This window comes from Pseudomonas mandelii (assembly GCF_002251635.1).
Taxonomy (GTDB): Bacteria; Pseudomonadota; Gammaproteobacteria; order Pseudomonadales; family Pseudomonadaceae; genus Aquipseudomonas; species Aquipseudomonas mandelii_B.
In genome coordinates, this window is sequence record NZ_NMOJ01000040.1 from 1 (window position 1) to 17,257 (window position 17,257).

At 61.7% G+C, this 17,257-nt stretch carries 17 protein-coding genes; 13 read left to right on the forward strand and 4 right to left on the reverse strand.

All coding sequences use genetic code 11. The features are described from left to right. Positions 1 to 107 precede the first annotated feature (107 nt). The 3 genes from B7L09_RS05820 (at position 108) to B7L09_RS05830 (ending at position 4,612) form a co-directional block, all read left to right on the forward strand. Positions 108 to 1,715, forward strand: coding sequence for a carboxyl transferase domain-containing protein (locus B7L09_RS05820; RefSeq protein WP_094468099.1), 1,608 nt, complete (start codon positions 108 to 110; stop codon positions 1,713 to 1,715). Between the two features lie 126 nt (positions 1,716 to 1,841). After that, positions 1,842 to 2,657 (forward strand): gamma-carboxygeranoyl-CoA hydratase, encoded by an 816-nt coding sequence (locus B7L09_RS05825; protein WP_094468100.1) that lies wholly within the window; start codon positions 1,842 to 1,844, stop codon positions 2,655 to 2,657. Beyond that, positions 2,657 to 4,612 carry an acetyl/propionyl/methylcrotonyl-CoA carboxylase subunit alpha gene (locus tag B7L09_RS05830; protein WP_094468101.1) on the forward strand — a complete coding sequence of 652 codons (1,956 nt, stop codon included), beginning with the start codon at positions 2,657 to 2,659 and terminating at the stop codon, positions 4,610 to 4,612. The genes B7L09_RS05825 and B7L09_RS05830 overlap by 1 nt, the downstream gene beginning before the upstream one ends. Positions 4,613 to 4,651: 39 nt before the next feature. Here the strand turns inward: B7L09_RS05830 and B7L09_RS05835 are convergent, their stop codons facing one another. Next, the gene (locus B7L09_RS05835) at positions 4,652 to 5,299 is read right to left on the reverse strand and encodes a LexA family protein (RefSeq protein WP_094468102.1); all 648 of its coding nucleotides are present in this window, start codon (positions 5,297 to 5,299) and stop codon (positions 4,652 to 4,654) included. A gap of 129 nt (positions 5,300 to 5,428) precedes the next feature. Here B7L09_RS05835 and B7L09_RS05840 point away from each other — a divergent pair, with 129 nt between their 5' ends. Both B7L09_RS05840 and B7L09_RS05845 read left to right on the forward strand, forming a co-directional pair. Next, positions 5,429 to 5,767 (forward strand): DUF6124 family protein, encoded by a 339-nt coding sequence (locus B7L09_RS05840; protein ID WP_094468103.1) that lies wholly within the window; start codon positions 5,429 to 5,431, stop codon positions 5,765 to 5,767. A gap of 484 nt (positions 5,768 to 6,251) precedes the next feature. Continuing rightward, entirely contained in the window at positions 6,252 to 7,403 is a 1,152-nt protein-coding gene (locus B7L09_RS05845; protein WP_094468104.1) for a M14 family metallopeptidase, read from the forward strand. Between the two features lie 43 nt (positions 7,404 to 7,446). Here the strand turns inward: B7L09_RS05845 and B7L09_RS05850 are convergent, their stop codons facing one another. Continuing rightward, on the reverse strand, positions 7,447 to 7,992 hold the full coding sequence (locus tag B7L09_RS05850) for a cytochrome b (RefSeq protein ID WP_094468105.1): 546 nt from the start codon (positions 7,990 to 7,992) through the stop codon (positions 7,447 to 7,449). Beyond that, positions 7,989 to 9,080, reverse strand: coding sequence for a catalase family peroxidase (locus tag B7L09_RS05855; protein WP_094468106.1), 1,092 nt, complete (start codon positions 9,078 to 9,080; stop codon positions 7,989 to 7,991). Before B7L09_RS05855 ends, B7L09_RS05850 begins: the two co-directional genes overlap by 4 nt. A gap of 158 nt (positions 9,081 to 9,238) precedes the next feature. Here B7L09_RS05855 and B7L09_RS05860 point away from each other — a divergent pair, with 158 nt between their 5' ends. Both B7L09_RS05860 and B7L09_RS05865 read left to right on the forward strand, forming a co-directional pair. Then, positions 9,239 to 9,745 (forward strand): RNA polymerase sigma factor, encoded by a 507-nt coding sequence (locus B7L09_RS05860; protein WP_094468107.1) that lies wholly within the window; start codon positions 9,239 to 9,241, stop codon positions 9,743 to 9,745. Then, complete coding sequence (locus B7L09_RS05865; protein ID WP_094468108.1) at positions 9,742 to 10,494, forward strand: anti-sigma factor family protein; 753 nt, start codon at positions 9,742 to 9,744, stop codon at positions 10,492 to 10,494. Before B7L09_RS05860 ends, B7L09_RS05865 begins: the two co-directional genes overlap by 4 nt. Positions 10,495 to 10,560: 66 nt before the next feature. Here B7L09_RS05865 and B7L09_RS05870 read toward each other — a convergent pair whose 3' ends face one another. Next, entirely contained in the window at positions 10,561 to 11,397 is an 837-nt protein-coding gene (locus B7L09_RS05870; RefSeq protein WP_094468109.1) for an IclR family transcriptional regulator, read from the reverse strand. Between the two features lie 244 nt (positions 11,398 to 11,641). Between B7L09_RS05870 and B7L09_RS05875 the strand changes: the two genes are divergently transcribed. The 6 genes from B7L09_RS05875 (at position 11,642) to B7L09_RS05900 (ending at position 17,248) form a co-directional block, all read left to right on the forward strand. Continuing rightward, positions 11,642 to 12,661: an ABC transporter ATP-binding protein gene (locus B7L09_RS05875; RefSeq protein WP_094468110.1), complete on the forward strand. Its 1,020-nt coding sequence runs from the start codon at positions 11,642 to 11,644 to the stop codon at positions 12,659 to 12,661. After that, on the forward strand, positions 12,658 to 13,527 hold the full coding sequence (locus tag B7L09_RS05880; RefSeq protein ID WP_094468111.1) for an ABC transporter permease: 870 nt from the start codon (positions 12,658 to 12,660) through the stop codon (positions 13,525 to 13,527). The genes B7L09_RS05875 and B7L09_RS05880 overlap by 4 nt, the downstream gene beginning before the upstream one ends. A gap of 6 nt (positions 13,528 to 13,533) precedes the next feature. Then, entirely contained in the window at positions 13,534 to 14,328 is a 795-nt protein-coding gene (locus tag B7L09_RS05885; RefSeq protein WP_094468112.1) for an ABC transporter permease, read from the forward strand. Positions 14,329 to 14,335: 7 nt separating this feature from the next. Further along, positions 14,336 to 14,626: a (2Fe-2S)-binding protein gene (locus B7L09_RS05890; RefSeq protein ID WP_094468113.1), complete on the forward strand. Its 291-nt coding sequence runs from the start codon at positions 14,336 to 14,338 to the stop codon at positions 14,624 to 14,626. A gap of 154 nt (positions 14,627 to 14,780) precedes the next feature. Next, entirely contained in the window at positions 14,781 to 16,136 is a 1,356-nt protein-coding gene (locus B7L09_RS05895) for an FAD/NAD(P)-dependent oxidoreductase (RefSeq protein ID WP_094468114.1), read from the forward strand. Beyond that, positions 16,133 to 17,248, forward strand: coding sequence for an NAD(P)/FAD-dependent oxidoreductase (locus tag B7L09_RS05900; protein WP_094468115.1), 1,116 nt, complete (start codon positions 16,133 to 16,135; stop codon positions 17,246 to 17,248). Before B7L09_RS05895 ends, B7L09_RS05900 begins: the two co-directional genes overlap by 4 nt. Positions 17,249 to 17,257 lie beyond the last annotated feature (9 nt).

The following is a 17,257-nucleotide window of genomic DNA, read 5'->3' on the forward strand; positions in this document are numbered from 1 at the left end:
CGGAGCTGTCCATGGCTATCCTGCATACCCAGCTCAACCCCCGTTCGGCGGAGTTCTCNCTGATCGGTCGCGAACTGTTCAACGAAACCCGCTAAACGGAGCTGTCCATGGCTATCTTGCACACCCAGCTCAACCCGCGCTCGGCGGAATTTGCCGCCAACAGCGCGGCGATGCGCCACCAGGTCGACGCCCTGCATACCCTGCTCGCCCAAGTGCAGCAAGGTGGCGGCCCGAAGGCGCAAGAACGCCACACCTCGCGGGGCAAGTTGTTGCCACGTGAGCGGATCAATCGTCTGCTCGATCCGGGCTCACCGTTTCTGGAAATCAGCCAACTGGCGGCCTACGCGGTCTACGGCGAAGACGTTCCGGCGGCGGGCGTGATTGCCGGGATCGGCCGCGTGGAAGGCGTCGAATGCATGATCGTCGCCAACGACGCCACGGTAAAAGGCGGCTCGTACTACCCGCTCACGGTAAAAAAACACCTGCGTGCCCAGACTATCGCCCAGCAGAATCGCCTGCCGTGCATCTATCTGGTGGATTCGGGCGGCGCCAACCTGCCGCGTCAGGATGAAGTGTTTCCAGACCGCGAGCACTTTGGACGGATCTTCTTCAACCAGGCCAACATGAGCGCCCAGGGCATCCCGCAGATCGCAGTGGTGATGGGCTCGTGCACCGCCGGCGGCGCGTATGTGCCGGCGATGGCCGACGAAGCGATCATGGTGCGCCAGCAAGCCACGATATTCCTCGCCGGGCCGCCACTGGTAAAAGCGGCGACTGGCGAAGTGGTCAGCGCCGAAGACCTGGGCGGTGCCGATGTGCACTGCAAGATCTCCGGNGTAGCCGACCANTATGCCGAGAGCGATGAACACGCGCTGGCCATTGCGCGGCGCAGTGTCGCCAACCTCAATTGGCGCAAGCTCGGCGAACTGCAGCAGCGCACACCCATCGCCCCGCTCTACGCCAGCGATGAGCTGTACGGCGTAGTCTCGGCCGACGCCAAGCAACCGTTCGATGTGCGCGAGGTGATCTCGCGGCTGGTGGACGGTTCGGTGTTCGACGAATTCAAAGCGCTGTTCGGCACCACCTTGGTGTGCGGCTTTGCCCACCTTCACGGCTACCCGATTGCGATCCTCGCCAATAACGGGATTCTGTTTGCCGAAGCGGCACAAAAAGGCGCGCACTTTATCGAACTGGCCTGCCAGCGCGGGATTCCCCTGCTGTTCCTGCAGAACATCACCGGCTTTATGGTCGGCCAAAAGTACGAAGCCGGCGGCATCGCCAAGCATGGCGCCAAGCTGGTTACCGCAGTGGCCTGCGCCAAGGTGCCGAAGTTTACGGTGATCATTGGCGGCAGCTTTGGTGCCGGGAACTATGGCATGTGCGGGCGCGCCTACGACCCGCGGTTTCTGTGGATGTGGCCGAACGCGCGCATCGGCGTGATGGGTGCCGAGCAAGCGGCAGGCGTTTTGGTGCAGGTCAAGCGCGAGCAGGCCGAGCGCAGTGGCCAGGGTTTCAGCGCCGAACAGGAAGCCGAGATCAAGCAGCCGATCCTCGACCAGTACGAAACCCAGGGCCACCCCTACTACTCCAGCGCGCGCCTGTGGGATGACGGTGTGATTGACCCGTTGCAGACCCGCGACGTGCTGGCGCTGGCCTTGTCAGCTTCGCTGAATGCCCCCATCGAGCCGAGCCGCTTCGGCGTGTTCCGCATGTAATNGGGNNNNACCCATGAGCGATTTCAACACCCTCGAACTGATCACCGACAGCCGGATGTGACTGACAAACTGCGCCAATCGAACCGAGCCGCTTCGGCGTGTTCCGGATGTGATCGGGAGAAAACCATGAGCGACTTCAACACCCTCGAACTGCTGACCGACCCACGAGGTTTTGCGACCCTGTGGCTCAGCCGTGAAGCCAAGAACAACGCGTTCAACGCCGAGATGATCCGCGAACTGATCATCGCCCTCGACCAGGTGCAGGGTGATNCNAGCCTGCGGTTTCTGCTGGTGCGCGGTCGCGGCAAGCATTTCAGCGCCGGTGCCGACCTGGCGTGGATGCAGCAATCGGCCGAGCTGGACTACCACACCAACCTGGACGACGCCCGCGAGCTGGCCGAACTGATGTACAACCTGGCCAAGCTGAAAATCCCGACGCTGGCGGTGGTACAAGGTGCGGCCTACGGTGGCGCACTGGGCTTGATCAGCTGCTGCGACATGGCGATTGGGGCCGATGACGCGCAGTTCTGCCTGTCGGAAGTGCGCATCGGCCTGGCACCGGCGGTGATCAGCCCGTTCGTGGTGCAAGCCATCGGCGAGCGCGCGGCACGCCGTTATGCCCTGACGGCTGAACGTTTCGGCGGGCAACGGGCGCGGGAAATCGGCCTGTTGTCGGAGAGCTATCCGGTCGCTGAGCTGGAACAGAACGTGGAGAAGTGGATCGNCAATCTACTGCTTAACAGCCCGGCCGCCATGCGCGCCAGCAAGGATTTGTTGCGTGAGGTGGGCAACGGTGCGCTGACCCCGGCGCTGCGCCGTTACACCGAGAATGCCATCGCACGCATCCGCGTCAGCCCCGAAGGCCAGGAAGGTCTGCGGGCCTTTCTGCAAAAACGTCCGCCGAGCTGGCAAGCACCGACCACCCCCAAGGAGCCGCGTTGATGAGCGCACCTGTGATTACCTCTCTGCTGGTGGCCAACCGTGGCGAAATCGCCTGCAGNGTGATGCGCACCGCCAAGGCCATGGGGCTGACCACCGTGGCCGTGCACAGCGCCACTGACCGTGACGCCCGGCACAGCCGCGAAGCGGATATCCGCGTCGACCTCGGCGGTAGCAAAGCTGCTGACAGCTATCTACAAATCGATAAATTGATCGCGGCGGCCAAGGCCAGCGGCGCTCAGGCGATTCACCCCGGTTATGGCTTTTTGTCCGAGAACGCCGGGTTCGCCCGCGCCATTGAGGNGGCGGGTTTGATCTTCCTCGGCCCGCCCGCCTCTGCCATTGACGCCATGGGCAGCAAGTCCGCTGCCAAAGCCTTGATGGAAACCGCCGGCGTGCCGCTGGTGCCCGGCTATCACGGGGACGCTCAGGACCTGGAAACCTTTCGCGATGCCTGTGAAAGTATCGGTTATCCGGTGTTGCTCAAGGCCACGGCCGGGGGCGGCGGCAAAGGCATGAAGGTGGTCGAGGAGGTCAGCCAACTGGCCGAAGCCTTGGCGTCGGCCCAGCGGGAAGCGCTTTCATCCTTCGGCAACGGGCAGATGCTGGTGGAAAAATACCTGCTCAAGCCGCGCCATGTGGAAATCCAGGTGTTTGCCGACCAGCACGGCCACTGCCTGTACCTCAATGAACGCGACTGCTCGATTCAGCGTCGTCACCAAAAGGTGGTGGAAGAAGCGCCGGCGCCGGGCCTGAGTCCGGAACNGCGCANAGCCATGGGCGAAGCCGCCGTGCGTTCGGCACAGGCCATCGGCTATGTCGGCGCCGGCACCGTGGAGTTTTTGCTGGATTCACGCGGCGAGTTTTTCTTCATGGAGATGAACACGCGTCTGCAGGTCGAGCACCCGGTCACCGAAGCGATCACTGGCCTCGACCTGGTCGCCTGGCAGATTCGCGTGGCGCGTGGTGAAGCGCTGCCAATGACTCAAGAACAGGTTCCGCTGATCGGCCATGCGATTGAAGTGCGGCTGTATGCCGAGGACCCGAGCCATGACTTCCTGCCGGCCACCGGGCGCCTGGCGTTGTATCGCGAATCGGCCGATGGTCCGGGACGTCGGGTCGACAGCGGTGTGGAAGAAGGCGATGAGATCTCGCCATTCTACGACCCGATGCTCGGCAAACTGATTGCCTGGGGTGAAGACCGTGAACAGGCACGTCTGCGCTTGTTGAGCATGCTGGATGAGTTCGCCGTGGGCGGGCTCAAGACCAACCTCGGCTTCTTACGGCGCATCATCGGCCACCCGGCGTTTGCGGCAGCTGAACTGGATACCGGGTTTATTCCGCGTTACCAGGAGCAACTGCTGCCAGCGCCTGCGGACCTCAGTGACGAGTTCTGGCACGCCGCCGCTCAGGCGTTTGCCCAGAGCCAGCCGGGTTCTCCGCGCGCTGATGACCTGAGCTCGCCTTGGGCCGTTGGCAATGGTTTTCGTGCTGGACTGCCGAGGGAAATCACCCTTCACCTCAGTTGCGAAGGGCAGGACCGGGCGCTGACGTTGGGTAACGTTGATGCCCACACTGCTCAGCTCAAGGGCGAACAGCTGCTGACCGATCACAACGGCGTGCGCCACCAGCACCGGGTCATTCGCCGAGGCGAGGTTGTGTATCTGCAGTGGGAAGGTGAATTGCGCCGCATCGAGGCCTACGACCCGATCAGTGCCGTCGAAGCCAGCCACAGCCATCAAGGTGGGCTCACCGCCCCNATGAATGGCAGCATCGTGCGCGTGCTGGTGGAGGTCGGGCAAACCGTGGAAGCCGGGACCCAACTGGTGGTACTGGAGGCGATGAAGATGGAGCACAGCATCCGCGCGCCGCAAACCGGCGTGATCAAGGCGCTGTATTGCCAGGAAGGCGAGATGGTCAGCGAAGGCAGTGCGTTGGTCGAACTGGAAGAAGCGTGAAATGAAGATCGGTCCTACGCGTTGCGAGGACCGATCTGATTAGAACTTGGCCGTTGCCTGAACCACTACGCCGAGGATTCGACACTCTTCGGTGAACAGGGCTTTCGGGTACGTCGGATTGAGCGGGACCAGGTAACGCTGCCCGCCCTCTTCGATCAGCTTGCGAAAGATTGCTTCGACGCTGTCCGCCCATTGCGCGATCACCAGTTTCCCGGGCTCCGGCACAATGGCCGGGTCCACCAGGATCATCATGCCCTCGGCGATGCTGATCCCGCTCGGCGCGGTCATCGCGTCGCCGACCACCTCGAGCCAGAACGCCGCGCCCTGAGCGTGGTAATCGGTCAGTTCGAAACGCGGCTTGCCGTAGACCGTTAGCTCGCCTTCACGCACCTGCGCAGGCTCGCGCCAGTCACTGACCGGGTAACGGAAGTACGGGTTGTACTTTTGCGTCAGGGACATCTCGTCGTCCTGCAGCACCAAGGGCTCCCGAATCACCATCGCCACTTCCAGAAAATCCATCCCGAGCGCCCGCAAGACACGATTCATGTCTTCGATGCTCGGCTGACGGCGTTTATTCAGCCAGTGACCCACACCGCCCTGAGACATCCCGAGGCGATCGGCGAGTACTTCCTGAGTGACTTTGAGTTCACTCATCTTGGCTTTGACCAACTCAATCCATTTATCCATGGGCGGCACGATACGTCGCGGACTCCAAGCAACAAAACACAAATTGTAGTATTTAAATTCTCGTCACAAATACAGTTCGTACTAGGATTGGTTCACGGATCTGAATCTATCACGGAGCTTGCCATCGCCATGACGTTACCCCGCAATGACCTGTCGGATATGCAAATGGACACCACCCTCACCTCGCCCAAAGGCAACGCCGCCGCGCAAAAAGCCTTGGACTATTACTTGAAACCAACTGTGTCAGAAGCGGTGGTCGAGGAGCGATTTTTTGATGTGAACCCTGCGGTCAGCGGTGAAGAAGCGCTGGTGCATGCGTCGGATCTGTTGCGCTGTGCTGCAGCGACCGCTTTCGAGTCGGCCAGCAACCTGCACGGCGCAAGTCGGGACCTGGCCTTTTCGACGGTGCATATGATCGACATGGCCAAGGCGATGATTGATCGTTCTTTACAGGGGCAGCGCGTTTGAGTCGGACGCACTTTCGAGGAAGACGGGAAAGAATTTTCCAATTGCGCAGATAAAATCATTTGACTTGCAAACGAGAATGATTATTATTGCATGCAGCTGGTCGCGAGATCAGTCGATGGACCAAGNGACCTTAGGTCGGACTCTTGGAATATCTCCTCATCAGGCTAATCACGGTTTTTGACCCGGCTTTTTGCCGGGTCTTTTTTTTGCCAGTTATTCTGGCTTTGGCTTCAGGCTAATGAAGTCTTTAGGTGTTGCGAATTCGATTGGCGCGGATGATATCAAAAGAATATCCATTGGCAAGAGAAGCCCGGCAGCATTGGCCCAAACTAATGAAAAATAGCACTTGAGAATCAATCACACAGTCTCTAAGCTGCGTCTGCGTCAAGGAAGACGCCCCCCCTTTTGCCCCGCAATTTCCCCCGGTTTTTCCCTTCCCAGCGTGTAAAGTAGCAGCCATAAAAATCATATTCAGGAATCGACTATGACCGTGGCTAAATCCTCTTTCGACATCAGCGCAAATTTCGACAGCGGCAACATTGAAGTGCTGGACATCAGCAATCCACTTCAAGCCCTGCTGGCCATCAAACCCGACACCCGCAGCCAACATTTCCAGTGGTTCCACTTCAAGGCCAGCGGTCTGCACGTCGGCCAGGAGCACTGGTTTCGTCTGAACAATGCCAGCAAGTCCTCGTACAACAAGGCCTGGGACGGTTATCAGGCGGTGGCGTCCTACGACCACGTCAACTGGTTCCGCGTACCGACCATCTTCGAAGGCGACTGCCTGCGCTTCAGCCTCGAAGCCACGGCCACCCACGCCTGGTTTGCCTACTTCGAACCCTACAGCCGTGGCCGTCACGACTGGTTGATCGAACAGGCGCTGACCAAGGCTGGCACCGAACTGCTCGCCACCGGCAAAAGCGTGGAAGGTCGTGACATCCAGTTACTGCGTAAAGGCAGCGGCGCCGAAGGTCAGCGCAAAGTCTGGATGATTGCCCAACAACACCCCGGCGAACACATGGCCGAGTGGTTCATGGAAGGCGTGATCGAACGCCTGGAAAAGCACGACGACCCGGTACTGAACAAACTGCTGGCCAGCGCCGACCTGTACCTTATTCCGAACATGAACCCTGACGGCGCCTTCCATGGCCACTTGCGCACCAACGCCATGGGCCAGGACCTGAATCGTGCCTGGCAGAACGCCAGCCAGGAGATCAGCCCGGAAGTGCTGTTCGCCCAGCAGCAGATGGAAAAATACGGCGTCGACCTGTTCCTCGATATCCACGGCGACGAGGAAATCCCCTACGTGTTCACCGCCGGTTGCGAAGGCAACCCGGGCTACACGCCGCGGATCGAAAAACTCGAGACCCACTTCCGCGATCATCTGAAACATCTGACCAAGGACTTCCAGACCAAGCATGGCTACACCCGCGACGAACCGGGCAAAGCCAACATGACGCTGGCCTGCAACAGTGTCGGTGAGAAATTCGACTGCCTGTCGCTGACCCTGGAGATGCCCTTCAAGGACAACAACGACGCGCCGAATGCCTTGACCGGTTGGTCGGGCAAGCGCTCCAAGCAGTTGGGCAAGGACGTGCTGACGACCGTTGCCGATATGATCGACACCCTGCGCTGATCGCCCTCGATGGCTGCATGCCCGGCATGCAGCCATGATGCCTTCAGCCGCGATCCTTCCCGCGCAACATGCTGTCCAGCACCTCATCGCGCCGCACCCAACCGTGAAACAACGCTGCCGCCAGATGCAGCAACACGGTCAGAAACAGCAAGTACGCCAGATACCCGTGAGCCTTGCGCAAAAACGCAAACATCTGCGCATTCGCGGGCAGGATCGATGGCAACTGAAACGAATTGCTGAGCATCACCGGATCCCCGGCCGCTGAAATCATCGCCCAGCCCAGCAGCGGCAAAATGAACATCAAGACGTACAACAAGACATGCGAAGCCTTCGCCGCCAGTGCCTGCCAACCGGGCAAATCCGCCGGTAACGGTGGTTGCCGAGTGGAAAAGCGAACGACCAGGCGCACGATCACCAGCAGCAGAATCGCAATCCCCAACGGTTTGTGCAGATGGATCAGCCATTCATGCCGCTCGGACACCGAGGCCACCATGCCCGCGCCGATAAACAGCATCGCGATGATCATCAACGCCATCAGCCAATGCAGCAGCCGCGCCAACGGCGCGAAATGATTCGGTTGAGCACTCATTGATGAGCCTCCTGTGTAGCGTTGGCGGCAGGCAACTGTTTGACTTCACTGGTGCGACGCAGATAGGAACTGGCGTACCCCGCCGAGCGAGCGGCGAGCAATGGGTCGTCGGAGCCTTCGATACCGGCCGGCAACACGAGCGGGTCGTAGTTGATGTCACGGCACTCGCCATCGAGTTGCGGTTGCGTGCGTTCAAGCACCAAGGTGCCGGCATTCACCACTTTGCGACCGTCAGGCCAAGCCTTGCTGGCATCGTTGACCGGATCACCGGGGTTGGCCAAGGTGATGTTCAACTGCCAACGCAGCGGCCCGGCGGACAAACGCTGAACCAGGTCTTTTTCAAGGAAGTCAGCCCCTTCAGGCGCGGTGGCACCGGCGGCATCCTGCGCTATTGGTGTCATGCTCCAGCGCACCGCTTGGCGCTGACCGGTCGCGTTCACCAGGTAAAACGCGTTGACGCTGTTGTAGGTCTCCGTCGCATAGCTGGCCGAAGGCTTGGCCGTCTTGATCCAGGCCAGGAATGGCGCGGCTTCCGGGTGAGCACCAAAGAACGCCGGTACCGCCGCCGGATTGGGCTTGCCGGTGGCCGGATCCGGCGATTGCGCTTGCTGCAATTGATAGAACGCTTCAGGCGTACCCACCGGGAACACCGGCATGCTGTTCATCCCCGTGCGCCATTGCTGGCCGTTGGCCTGNGTGAAACGCAACGCCATGCTGCGGATCGGCACACTGCTGTCAGGTGCATAAGGATTGCCCGCAGGCAAGGCAAAACGCCCGACCACCGGCGTCTGCGGCTCATTGAAGACCTGGGCACTGGAATAAGTACGCGCCTCGCCACTGCTTTCAAAATGCCCGATCACGCACACGCCCTTGGCATGGTTACGGCGAAACCCCGGGTGCACGCCGTTGTTTTTTTCCAGCACATTGATCAATGCTTTCGGCGTCAGGCGTTGTGGGTCGAGTGTTCCGTTGACGTAGGCAAAGGCACCGGCCAGCGCCGCGACGACCACGGCAATACCGCCGAGGCGCAACGTCAGGCTTGCGGCACTCAGCGGTGGCCGGGTGGGCGGTGATGAGCGATCTACCATGAATGACTCCAGGGCCATCGGCCACAAGTGAGAAGAACCAAGCAGACGTACCCCACGACGCTTTATTCCATCACCCGGTATTTATTTTTCCAGGCGTGGAATAACCTCAAGTGCCGGGCGTCTCCCTAGTCCACAGCGTAGTGACTAGTCAGAACTTCATGAACGATATCGACGAACAACTCAGAGAAATCATTCCCAGGTTGCGACGGTTTGCCGTGTCGTTGACGCGCAATCCCAGCAGCGCGGACGATCTGGTGCAATCGAGCCTGGAGCGCGCCCTGTCGAGTTGGGGCGACAAACGCCCCGAGGGCGACTTGCGCGCCTGGCTGTTTTCGATCCTTTACCGGCAGTTTCTCGACGCTCATCGACGTTCCCGGCGTTATGCGCGGATGCTCGAATTTTTTACCGGCCGTGACGATGCCCAGCCCTCGGTAGAGCGCACCGTGATTGCCCAATCCACCCTGCAAGCCTTTGACCAGCTCACCACCGAACAGCGCGCATTGCTGCTCTGGGTGTCGGTGGAAGGTTTGAGTTATAAAGAGGTCGCCGAGATTCTCGACGTCCCGACCGGCACCGTGATGTCCCGCCTGTCCCGCGCCCGTCAGGCCCTGCGCCAACTCAGCGACGGCGAAATTGCCAGCCCTTCCCTGCGGATACTCAAATGATCAGCCTGCCCCCCAGCGAACGCGATTTGCACGCCTACGTCGATCATCAACTCAATGACGCCGACCGACGCCTGGTCGAGACTTACCTGGCCAGCAACCCTCAAGCCGCCGCGCAAGTGCGCGCCTGGCAGCAAGACGCCCAGCAACTGCGCGCGGCCATGAGCGGCGCGTTGCACTATACGGCCAACCCCGACCTCGACCCGGCGCTGATTCGCCAGCGGGTCAAACGCCAGTCCCGCCGCCATCTGGCCAGCGCCGCGGTGCTCTTGATTGCGGTCAGCGTCGGCGGATTGAGCGGCTGGCAGGCGAGGGAAATGACACTGGTCGGCGCGCCACCACCCATGACTGATGCGATGCAGGCTTACCGTTTGATCGCCCAGCAAGGCATCCTGCCGGCGGACTACAAGGTCAGCGACGACGGCGACATGCAGGGTTGGCTCGACCGTTATTTCTCTCACGCCAATCGCCTGCCGGACTTGTCGGACTCGGGATACAAACCGGTCAGCGGCCGCTTGCTCAGCACCGAGCAAGGGCCGGCGGCGATGGTGGTTTACGAAGATCAGGGCGGGCACAAGATCAGCTTCTACGTGCGACCACCAGGACCGAAAAACAACCTGCTGCCTCGGGGCAGTCGCAGCGATGGCGAGTTGCAGGCCGAGTATTGGTCCGGCGCCGGCTACAACTATGCGATGGTCAGCCCGAGCGATACGCCAGCGGCGCAGATGCTCAAGCAAACCACCCAGTTCTGATCACACTAACCATCCCCTGTGGGAGCGGGCTTGCCCGCGATAGCGGTTGGACATTGTGGGGTGTGCTCAACCCTGCCCGAACACTTGCGAGGGCCTTCGCAGCAGCGGATCAAACGGATTGATCCGAGGCCCNATCGCCGCCGCTTCGCGCTTGAGCAACTCCACCACCATCGGCAANCGATCCGGCCCCAGGCGATCACTCACCGTGGCCACGCTCAATGCCGCCACCGCTCGTCCTTCCCGATCCAGAATCGGCACCGCGACACCGGCCATGCCTTGCAGCACACCGGTGTTGCGCCCGGCGTAACCCAGCGTGCGCACGTTCTCGACTTCCGAACGCAGGANCACTTCGTCATACAGGTGAAAATCCTTGAGCCGTGGCAGGTTGTAATGGATCACCGTATCGCGCTCCTCCTCCGGCAGAAACGCCAGAATCGCCAGACTGCCCTGGCCGACGCCAAGCGCCACTCGCCCACCGATATCGCCGGTAAACGTGCGGATCGGGTACGGCCCCTCGCTGCGGTCCAGGCAGATCGCATCAAAGCCGCTACGCGCCAGTAAAAACAACGAATCCCCCAACGAAGCCGAGAGTCGCAGCAACGACGGTCGCACCAGTTCGCGCAGATTTCCGGTGTTGCCGGCCCGCGCCGCCAACGCAAAAAAATCCAGGCTCAGACGATAGCGTTTGCTGCGAGCGTCCTGCTCGACCATGCCTTCGTCCATCAGGCTGCGCAACAAACGGTGCGTGGTCGGTTGCGACAGGCCGATACGCTGCGCCAGTTGGGTCACACGCTCCCCGCCCTCGACGGTGTCACCCAGGCTTCGCAGCACGGCAAACAGTCTGGACACAGCCCCGACACCGACTTCATTTTTGTTTTCATTCCGTTCAGTGGAATCAGACATGCAGTTTCTCGATAAAAAATTTACTCACTGAATGAAACTGAAAATAGTCATCGCTTCAGTGAAATAGGCCATTGAGCCCATCCTATTCTTCGTCCTACTCTGCGTCCAGACAGGGGCGATTCGAACAACAGCGGCAGCCGACAGAAGTCGAGCGCCAACGCACCCAGCAAGACCTTTTCGTATCTGCCCATACAAAAAAGCGCGCCTTCGGGCGACGCATAACAATCTCAGGTGGAGCGCAGTCATGGCTTTTGTGCAACTTGAAGGACTCGGCAAACGTTACGGCGAGATTGACGCCGTCGTCGCCACCCACCTCTCGGTCGAAAAAGGCGAATTCGTNTCCCTGCTCGGCCCCTCGGGATGCGGCAAGACCACCACCCTGCAAATGATCGCCGGCTTCGTCGACGTGAGCGGCGGGCAGATTCTGCTCGACGGGCGTGACATCACCCACGCCAAACCCGCCACCCGGGGCCTGGGCGTGGTGTTCCAAAGCTACGCGCTGTTCCCGCACATGACCGTCAAAGACAACGTCGCCTTCGGTCTGCGAATGCGCAAAGTGCCCGGTGCCGAGTTGCAGCAACGGGTGGATCGGGTGTTGAAACTGGTGCGCCTCAATCAACACGCCGAACGTTACCCACGAGAACTCTCCGGCGGCCAGCGTCAGCGTGTCGCGCTGGCCCGGGCCCTGGTGATCGAGCCGCCCGTGCTGCTGCTCGATGAGCCGCTGTCCAACCTCGACGCCAACCTGCGCGAAGAGATGCAGTTCGAGATCCGCCGCATCCAGTGCGCCGTGGGCATCACCACCTTGATGGTCACCCACGACCAGGCCGAAGCGCTGTCCATCAGCGACCGCGTGGTGGTGATGCAGGCCGGGCGCGTGACCCAGATCGACGCGCCTTACACCCTTTATGAACACCCGCGCACCGAGTTCATTTCCGGCTTCGTCGGCAAAGCCAATTTGCTGCCCGGCGAGCGTGATGGTGCGGGCGTAGTCCAGGTGCAAAGGGGCGGTGACCTGACCCTGAGCCTGCGCCCGGAAAAAATCGATCTGCGGGAGCAAGGCCAAGGTCGGCTGCAAGGCCAGATCGTCAGCCGATTCTTCCTCGGCAGCCAATGGTTGTACGGCGTCTCGACGACCTTGGGCGAACTCAGTGTGGTGCGCCGCAACGACGGCTCGGCACCACTGACCGAAGGCACGGCGGTCGGCCTGGATTGGGATGCGACGCTGCTGCGGGTACTGACCGTGGATGAGGTGCCGGCATGAGTACGCTTGCCGCCATTCGCCAGGGACGTCAGGGTTACTGGCTGTCAGCGCCGGCCCTGGCGTTGTACCTCGGGCTGTTGATCATCCCGCTGCTGCTGACCCTGGTGCTGTCGTTCAACGTCTTCGACTACAGCTCGGGGATCAACGGCGATGCCTTCACCCTCGACCATTACAGCAGCTTGCTGGGCGATGCGTACTTCTACGAAATCTTCCTGCGCACGATGTGGATCAGCGCCCTGACCACCCTGCTNTGCGTGGTCATCGGCGTGCCCGAGGCCTACATCCTCAGCCGCATGGGCACCCCGTGGCGCTCGATCTTCCTGATCCTGATCCTCACACCGCTGTTGATTTCAGTGGTGGTGCGCGCCTTCGGCTGGAGCCTGCTGCTGGGTGCCGACGGGCTGGTCAACCAGACCCTGCAAGCCTTCGGTGGCTCGCCGATGAAGTTGCTGTACACGCCGTTTGCGGTGATCATCGCGCTGGTGCACGTGATGCTGCCGTTCATGATCATTCCGGTGTGGACCTCGCTGCAAAAGCTCGACCCGTCGGCCGAACAGGCCGCCCTGTCGCTGGGTGCGAGCCAGGCCACCGTGATGCGCNAAGTGGTGCTGCCGCAGATCATGCCGGGTGTGTTGTCAGGCACCTTGATCGTGTTCGGCCTCGCGGCCAGTTCGTTCGCCATTCCCGGCCTGCTCGGCGGACGTCGCCTGAAGATGGTCGCGACGTTGATCTACGACCAGTACCTGTCGGAGCTCAATTGGCCGATGGGTGCGGCCATCGCGGTCGCGCTGCTGTTGCTCAACCTGCTGATCATGCTGTCGTGGAACCGGATGATCGAAGGCCGCTACAAGAAGTCATTGGGATAACTCGTCATGTCCAAGAACGGTCCTTTCGCCCTGCTGTTCCATGCCCTGGTGGTGCTGTTCATGATGGCGCCGCTGGTGGTGGTGTGCCTGGTGGCCTTCACCCCGGAAAACACCTTGAGCCTGCCCACATCAGGCTTCTCCCTGCGCTGGTTTCGCGCGGTGTTCGAGCGTGCCGACTTCATCCAGGCGTTCTATAACAGCCTGATCCTGGCGTTCTGCGCGGCCAGTATCGCGACGTTGATTGCGGTGCCGGCGGCGCTGGCGATAACGCGTTTCGAGTTCCCCGGACGGGACTTTCTCAACGGCCTGTTTCTGTCGCCGATCATCATTCCGCACCTGGTGCTGGGGGTGGCGATGCTGCGGTTGTTCGCACTGATGGGCGTCAACGGCAGCTTCACCTGGCTGATGCTCGCCCACGTGGTGATCATCACGCCGTATGTGTTGCGCCTGGTGNTGGCGTCGGCCATTGGCCTGGACCGCAGCGCCGAACACGCTGCGCAGTCGTTGGGTGCCGGGCGCTTCACGCTGTTTCGGGAAATCACCTTGCCGATGATTCTGCCGGGGGTCGCCGGGGGTTGGCTGCTGGCGTTCATCAACAGTTTNGATGAGGTGACCCTGTCGATCTTCGTCAGCTCGCCGGCCACGCAAACCTTGCCGGTGCGCATGTACGTGTACGCCACGGAGTCCATCGACCCCATGATGGCGGCGGTCTCGGCGCTGGTGATTGCGCTGACCGCAGCGACCATGATTCTGCTCGACCGGGTCTATGGCCTGGATCGGGTTCTGGTGGGTAAACAATGAGGGCGCCATGGCTGTGCTGAAACGACTGGCCGAAGGCGATCGCCCGGCTGTGGAATTTACCCTGGACGGCGAACCGGCCAGCGGCCTGCTCGGCGATACCTTGCTGACCGCCGTGCTGACTTGCAGCGAACACCTGCGTGGCAGCGACTTCAGCGCCGAACCCCGCGCCGGCTTCTGCCTGATGGGCGCCTGTCAGGACTGTTGGGTCCGCCTGGGCGACGGCCGCCGCGTGCGGGCCTGCTCGACGCTGCTCGAAGCTGGCCAACAAATAAGCCGCGAACCGGGACGCACCCTATGAACACACATTCCACCTGCAAAAACCGTATTCCCTGTGGGAGCGAGCCTGCTCGCGATAGCGGTCTGTCAGTCAACCTCTCTGCTGAATGGGCCGCCGTCCTCGCGAGCAGGNCCGCCGTCCTCGCGAGCAGGCTCGCTCCCACAGGGGCACGGGTATGAAGGCTGTGGTCATTATTGGCGCAGGTCCGGCCGGGATTCGTTCGGCGCAGACGTTGATGGCGCATGGGGTTCGTCCAGTGCTGCTGGACGAAGCGGCGCGCGGTGGCGGGCAGATTTATCGGCGCCAGCCGGAGAATTTCAAGCGCTCGGCGGTCAAGCTGTATGGCTTCGAAGCGCGCAAGGCCAGTGGGTTGCATCAAACGATCGACGCGCTGCGCGGGCAACTCGACTACCGCCCCGAGACACTGGTCTGGAACGCCGAAGACGGTGCGCTGGACACTTTGCACGAGGGCCGTGCCGCGCGACTGGAATTCTCCCGCGTGATCGTCGCCACAGGTGCCACCGACCGGATTCTGCCGGTGTCAGGCTGGACGCTGCCGGGTGTCTACAGCCTCGGCGCGGCGCAGATCGCGCTCAAATTCCAGGGCTGCGCCATCGGTGAGCGGGTTGCATTGTGTGGCAGCGGGCCGTTGCTGTACCTGGTGGCTTACCAATACGCCAAGGCCGGCGCCAGGGTGGTCGCGGTCCTCGACAGTTCACCCTTCAGCGCTCAGGCCCGCGCCCTGCCCGGCCTGCTGTCGCAACCGGCCACACTCGCCAAAGGCATCTATTACCGCAGCTGGCTGACCGCCCACGGCATCCCGGTGCATCAAGGCGCAACTTTGAAACGTGTCAACGGAGAACAGCGCGTGCAATCCGTGGAGTGGTCCAACGCCAAAGGCGAACATCGGCTCGATTGCGATGCCGTTGCCTTCGCCCATGGCCTGCGCAGTGAAACCCAACTCGCCGATTTACTCGGCTGTGAATTCGCCTGGAACCCACTCAACCGCGCTTGGCTGCCGCAGCGTGACCACGCCGGTCGCAGCAGTGTCGCCGAGGTTTATCTGGCCGGTGACGGCGCCGGCATCATGGGCGCCGACGCCGCTGAAATGGCAGGTGAACGGGCGGCGTTGGCGTTGCTCGAAGACATCGGTTACCTGATTCCGCCACAACGTCCCGACAGCCTTGAACGCTCCCTGCAACGCATCAGTGAATTCCGCAACGGACTTGAGCGCGCCTTCGCCTTCCCCGAGCACTGGGCCAGCGAAACCGCCGATGAGGTGGTCGTCTGCCGCTGCGAAGAAGTGCTGGCCGGCGACATCCGCAAGGTGGTGCGCGAAGGTCACTGGGAAATCAATCGGGTCAAGGCGCACTGCCGCATTGGCATGGGCCGCTGTCAGGGCCGGATGTGCGGCGCCGCTGCGGCGGAAATCATTGCCTGCGAAAGCCGACGCCCGGTGTCTGAGATCGGTCGATTGCGGGCACAGGCGCCGATCAAGCCGCTGCCGTTTGGTCTGGAGGTCGAGCCATGATCGAAGTCGATGCAGTGATCATTGGTGGCGGCATTGTCGGGGCGTCGGCCGCGCTGTTCCTGAGCAAGGCCGGCCGGCGTGTTGCACTGCTGGAGCGCGACTTTTGCGGCTCGCACTCCAGCGGCGTGAACTACGGCGGCGTGCGGCGCCAGGGGCGTCCACTGTCGCAATTACCGCTGTCGCAACGGGCCCACGAGCTCTGGGGCCAGTTGCCGCAACTGATCGGCATCGACGGAGAATATCAACGCAGCGGTCATTTGAAACTGGCCCGCAGTCTCAACGATCTGCACGCCTTGCAGCACTACGCCGTCAGCAGCCAGGGCTTCGGACTCGATTTGCAGCTGCTCGACCGCCATGAATTGCGCGCGCGTTTTCCATGGGTCGGCGACGTCACGGCCGGCGCATCGTTTTGCCCCGACGACGGCCACGCCAACCCGCGCCTGGTGTCCCCCGCCTTCGCGCAAACGGCCCGTCGGCACGGCGCGCAGGTCCACGAACAATGTGCCGTAACGGCGGTGGAACACGACGGTCAGCGCTTTCGCGTCAGTACGCAAACCGGCCTCGAGTTGCACGCGCCCTGGCTGCTGAACTGCGCCGGGGCCTGGGCCGGAACCCTGGCCGCGCAGTTTGGCGAAGCAGTGCCGATGCACGCCGGCCACCCGGCGATGCTGGTCACCGAGCCGTTGCCATTGGTGATGAATGCCAGCACCGGCGTCGAGGGGGGCGGCATCTACGCGCGTCAGGTTGCACGCGGCAATTGCGTGCTCGGCGGCGGCCAGGGTTTTGCCCTCGATGACGCCCGCGCCCGCCCCGGCCAACACGCGGTGATCGAAATCCTGCGTCAGGCCGTCGAGCTCTACCCGTTTCTTGAAGGCGCCCAGGCGATTCGTACCTGGAGCGGCACCGAAGGTTATCTGCCTGATCGCCAACCGGTGATCGGTCATAGCAGCACTCAACCCGGTCTGTTACACGCCTTCGGCTTTGCCGGTGCGGGTTTCCAGATCGGTCCTGCGGTCGGCCAGGCGCTCACCGAGATCATCTGCAGCGGCGCCTCAAAGACGCCACTGGATGCGTTTTCCATCACCCGGTTTCACTCCATCTCCGTTGCTTGATAGAGGAAG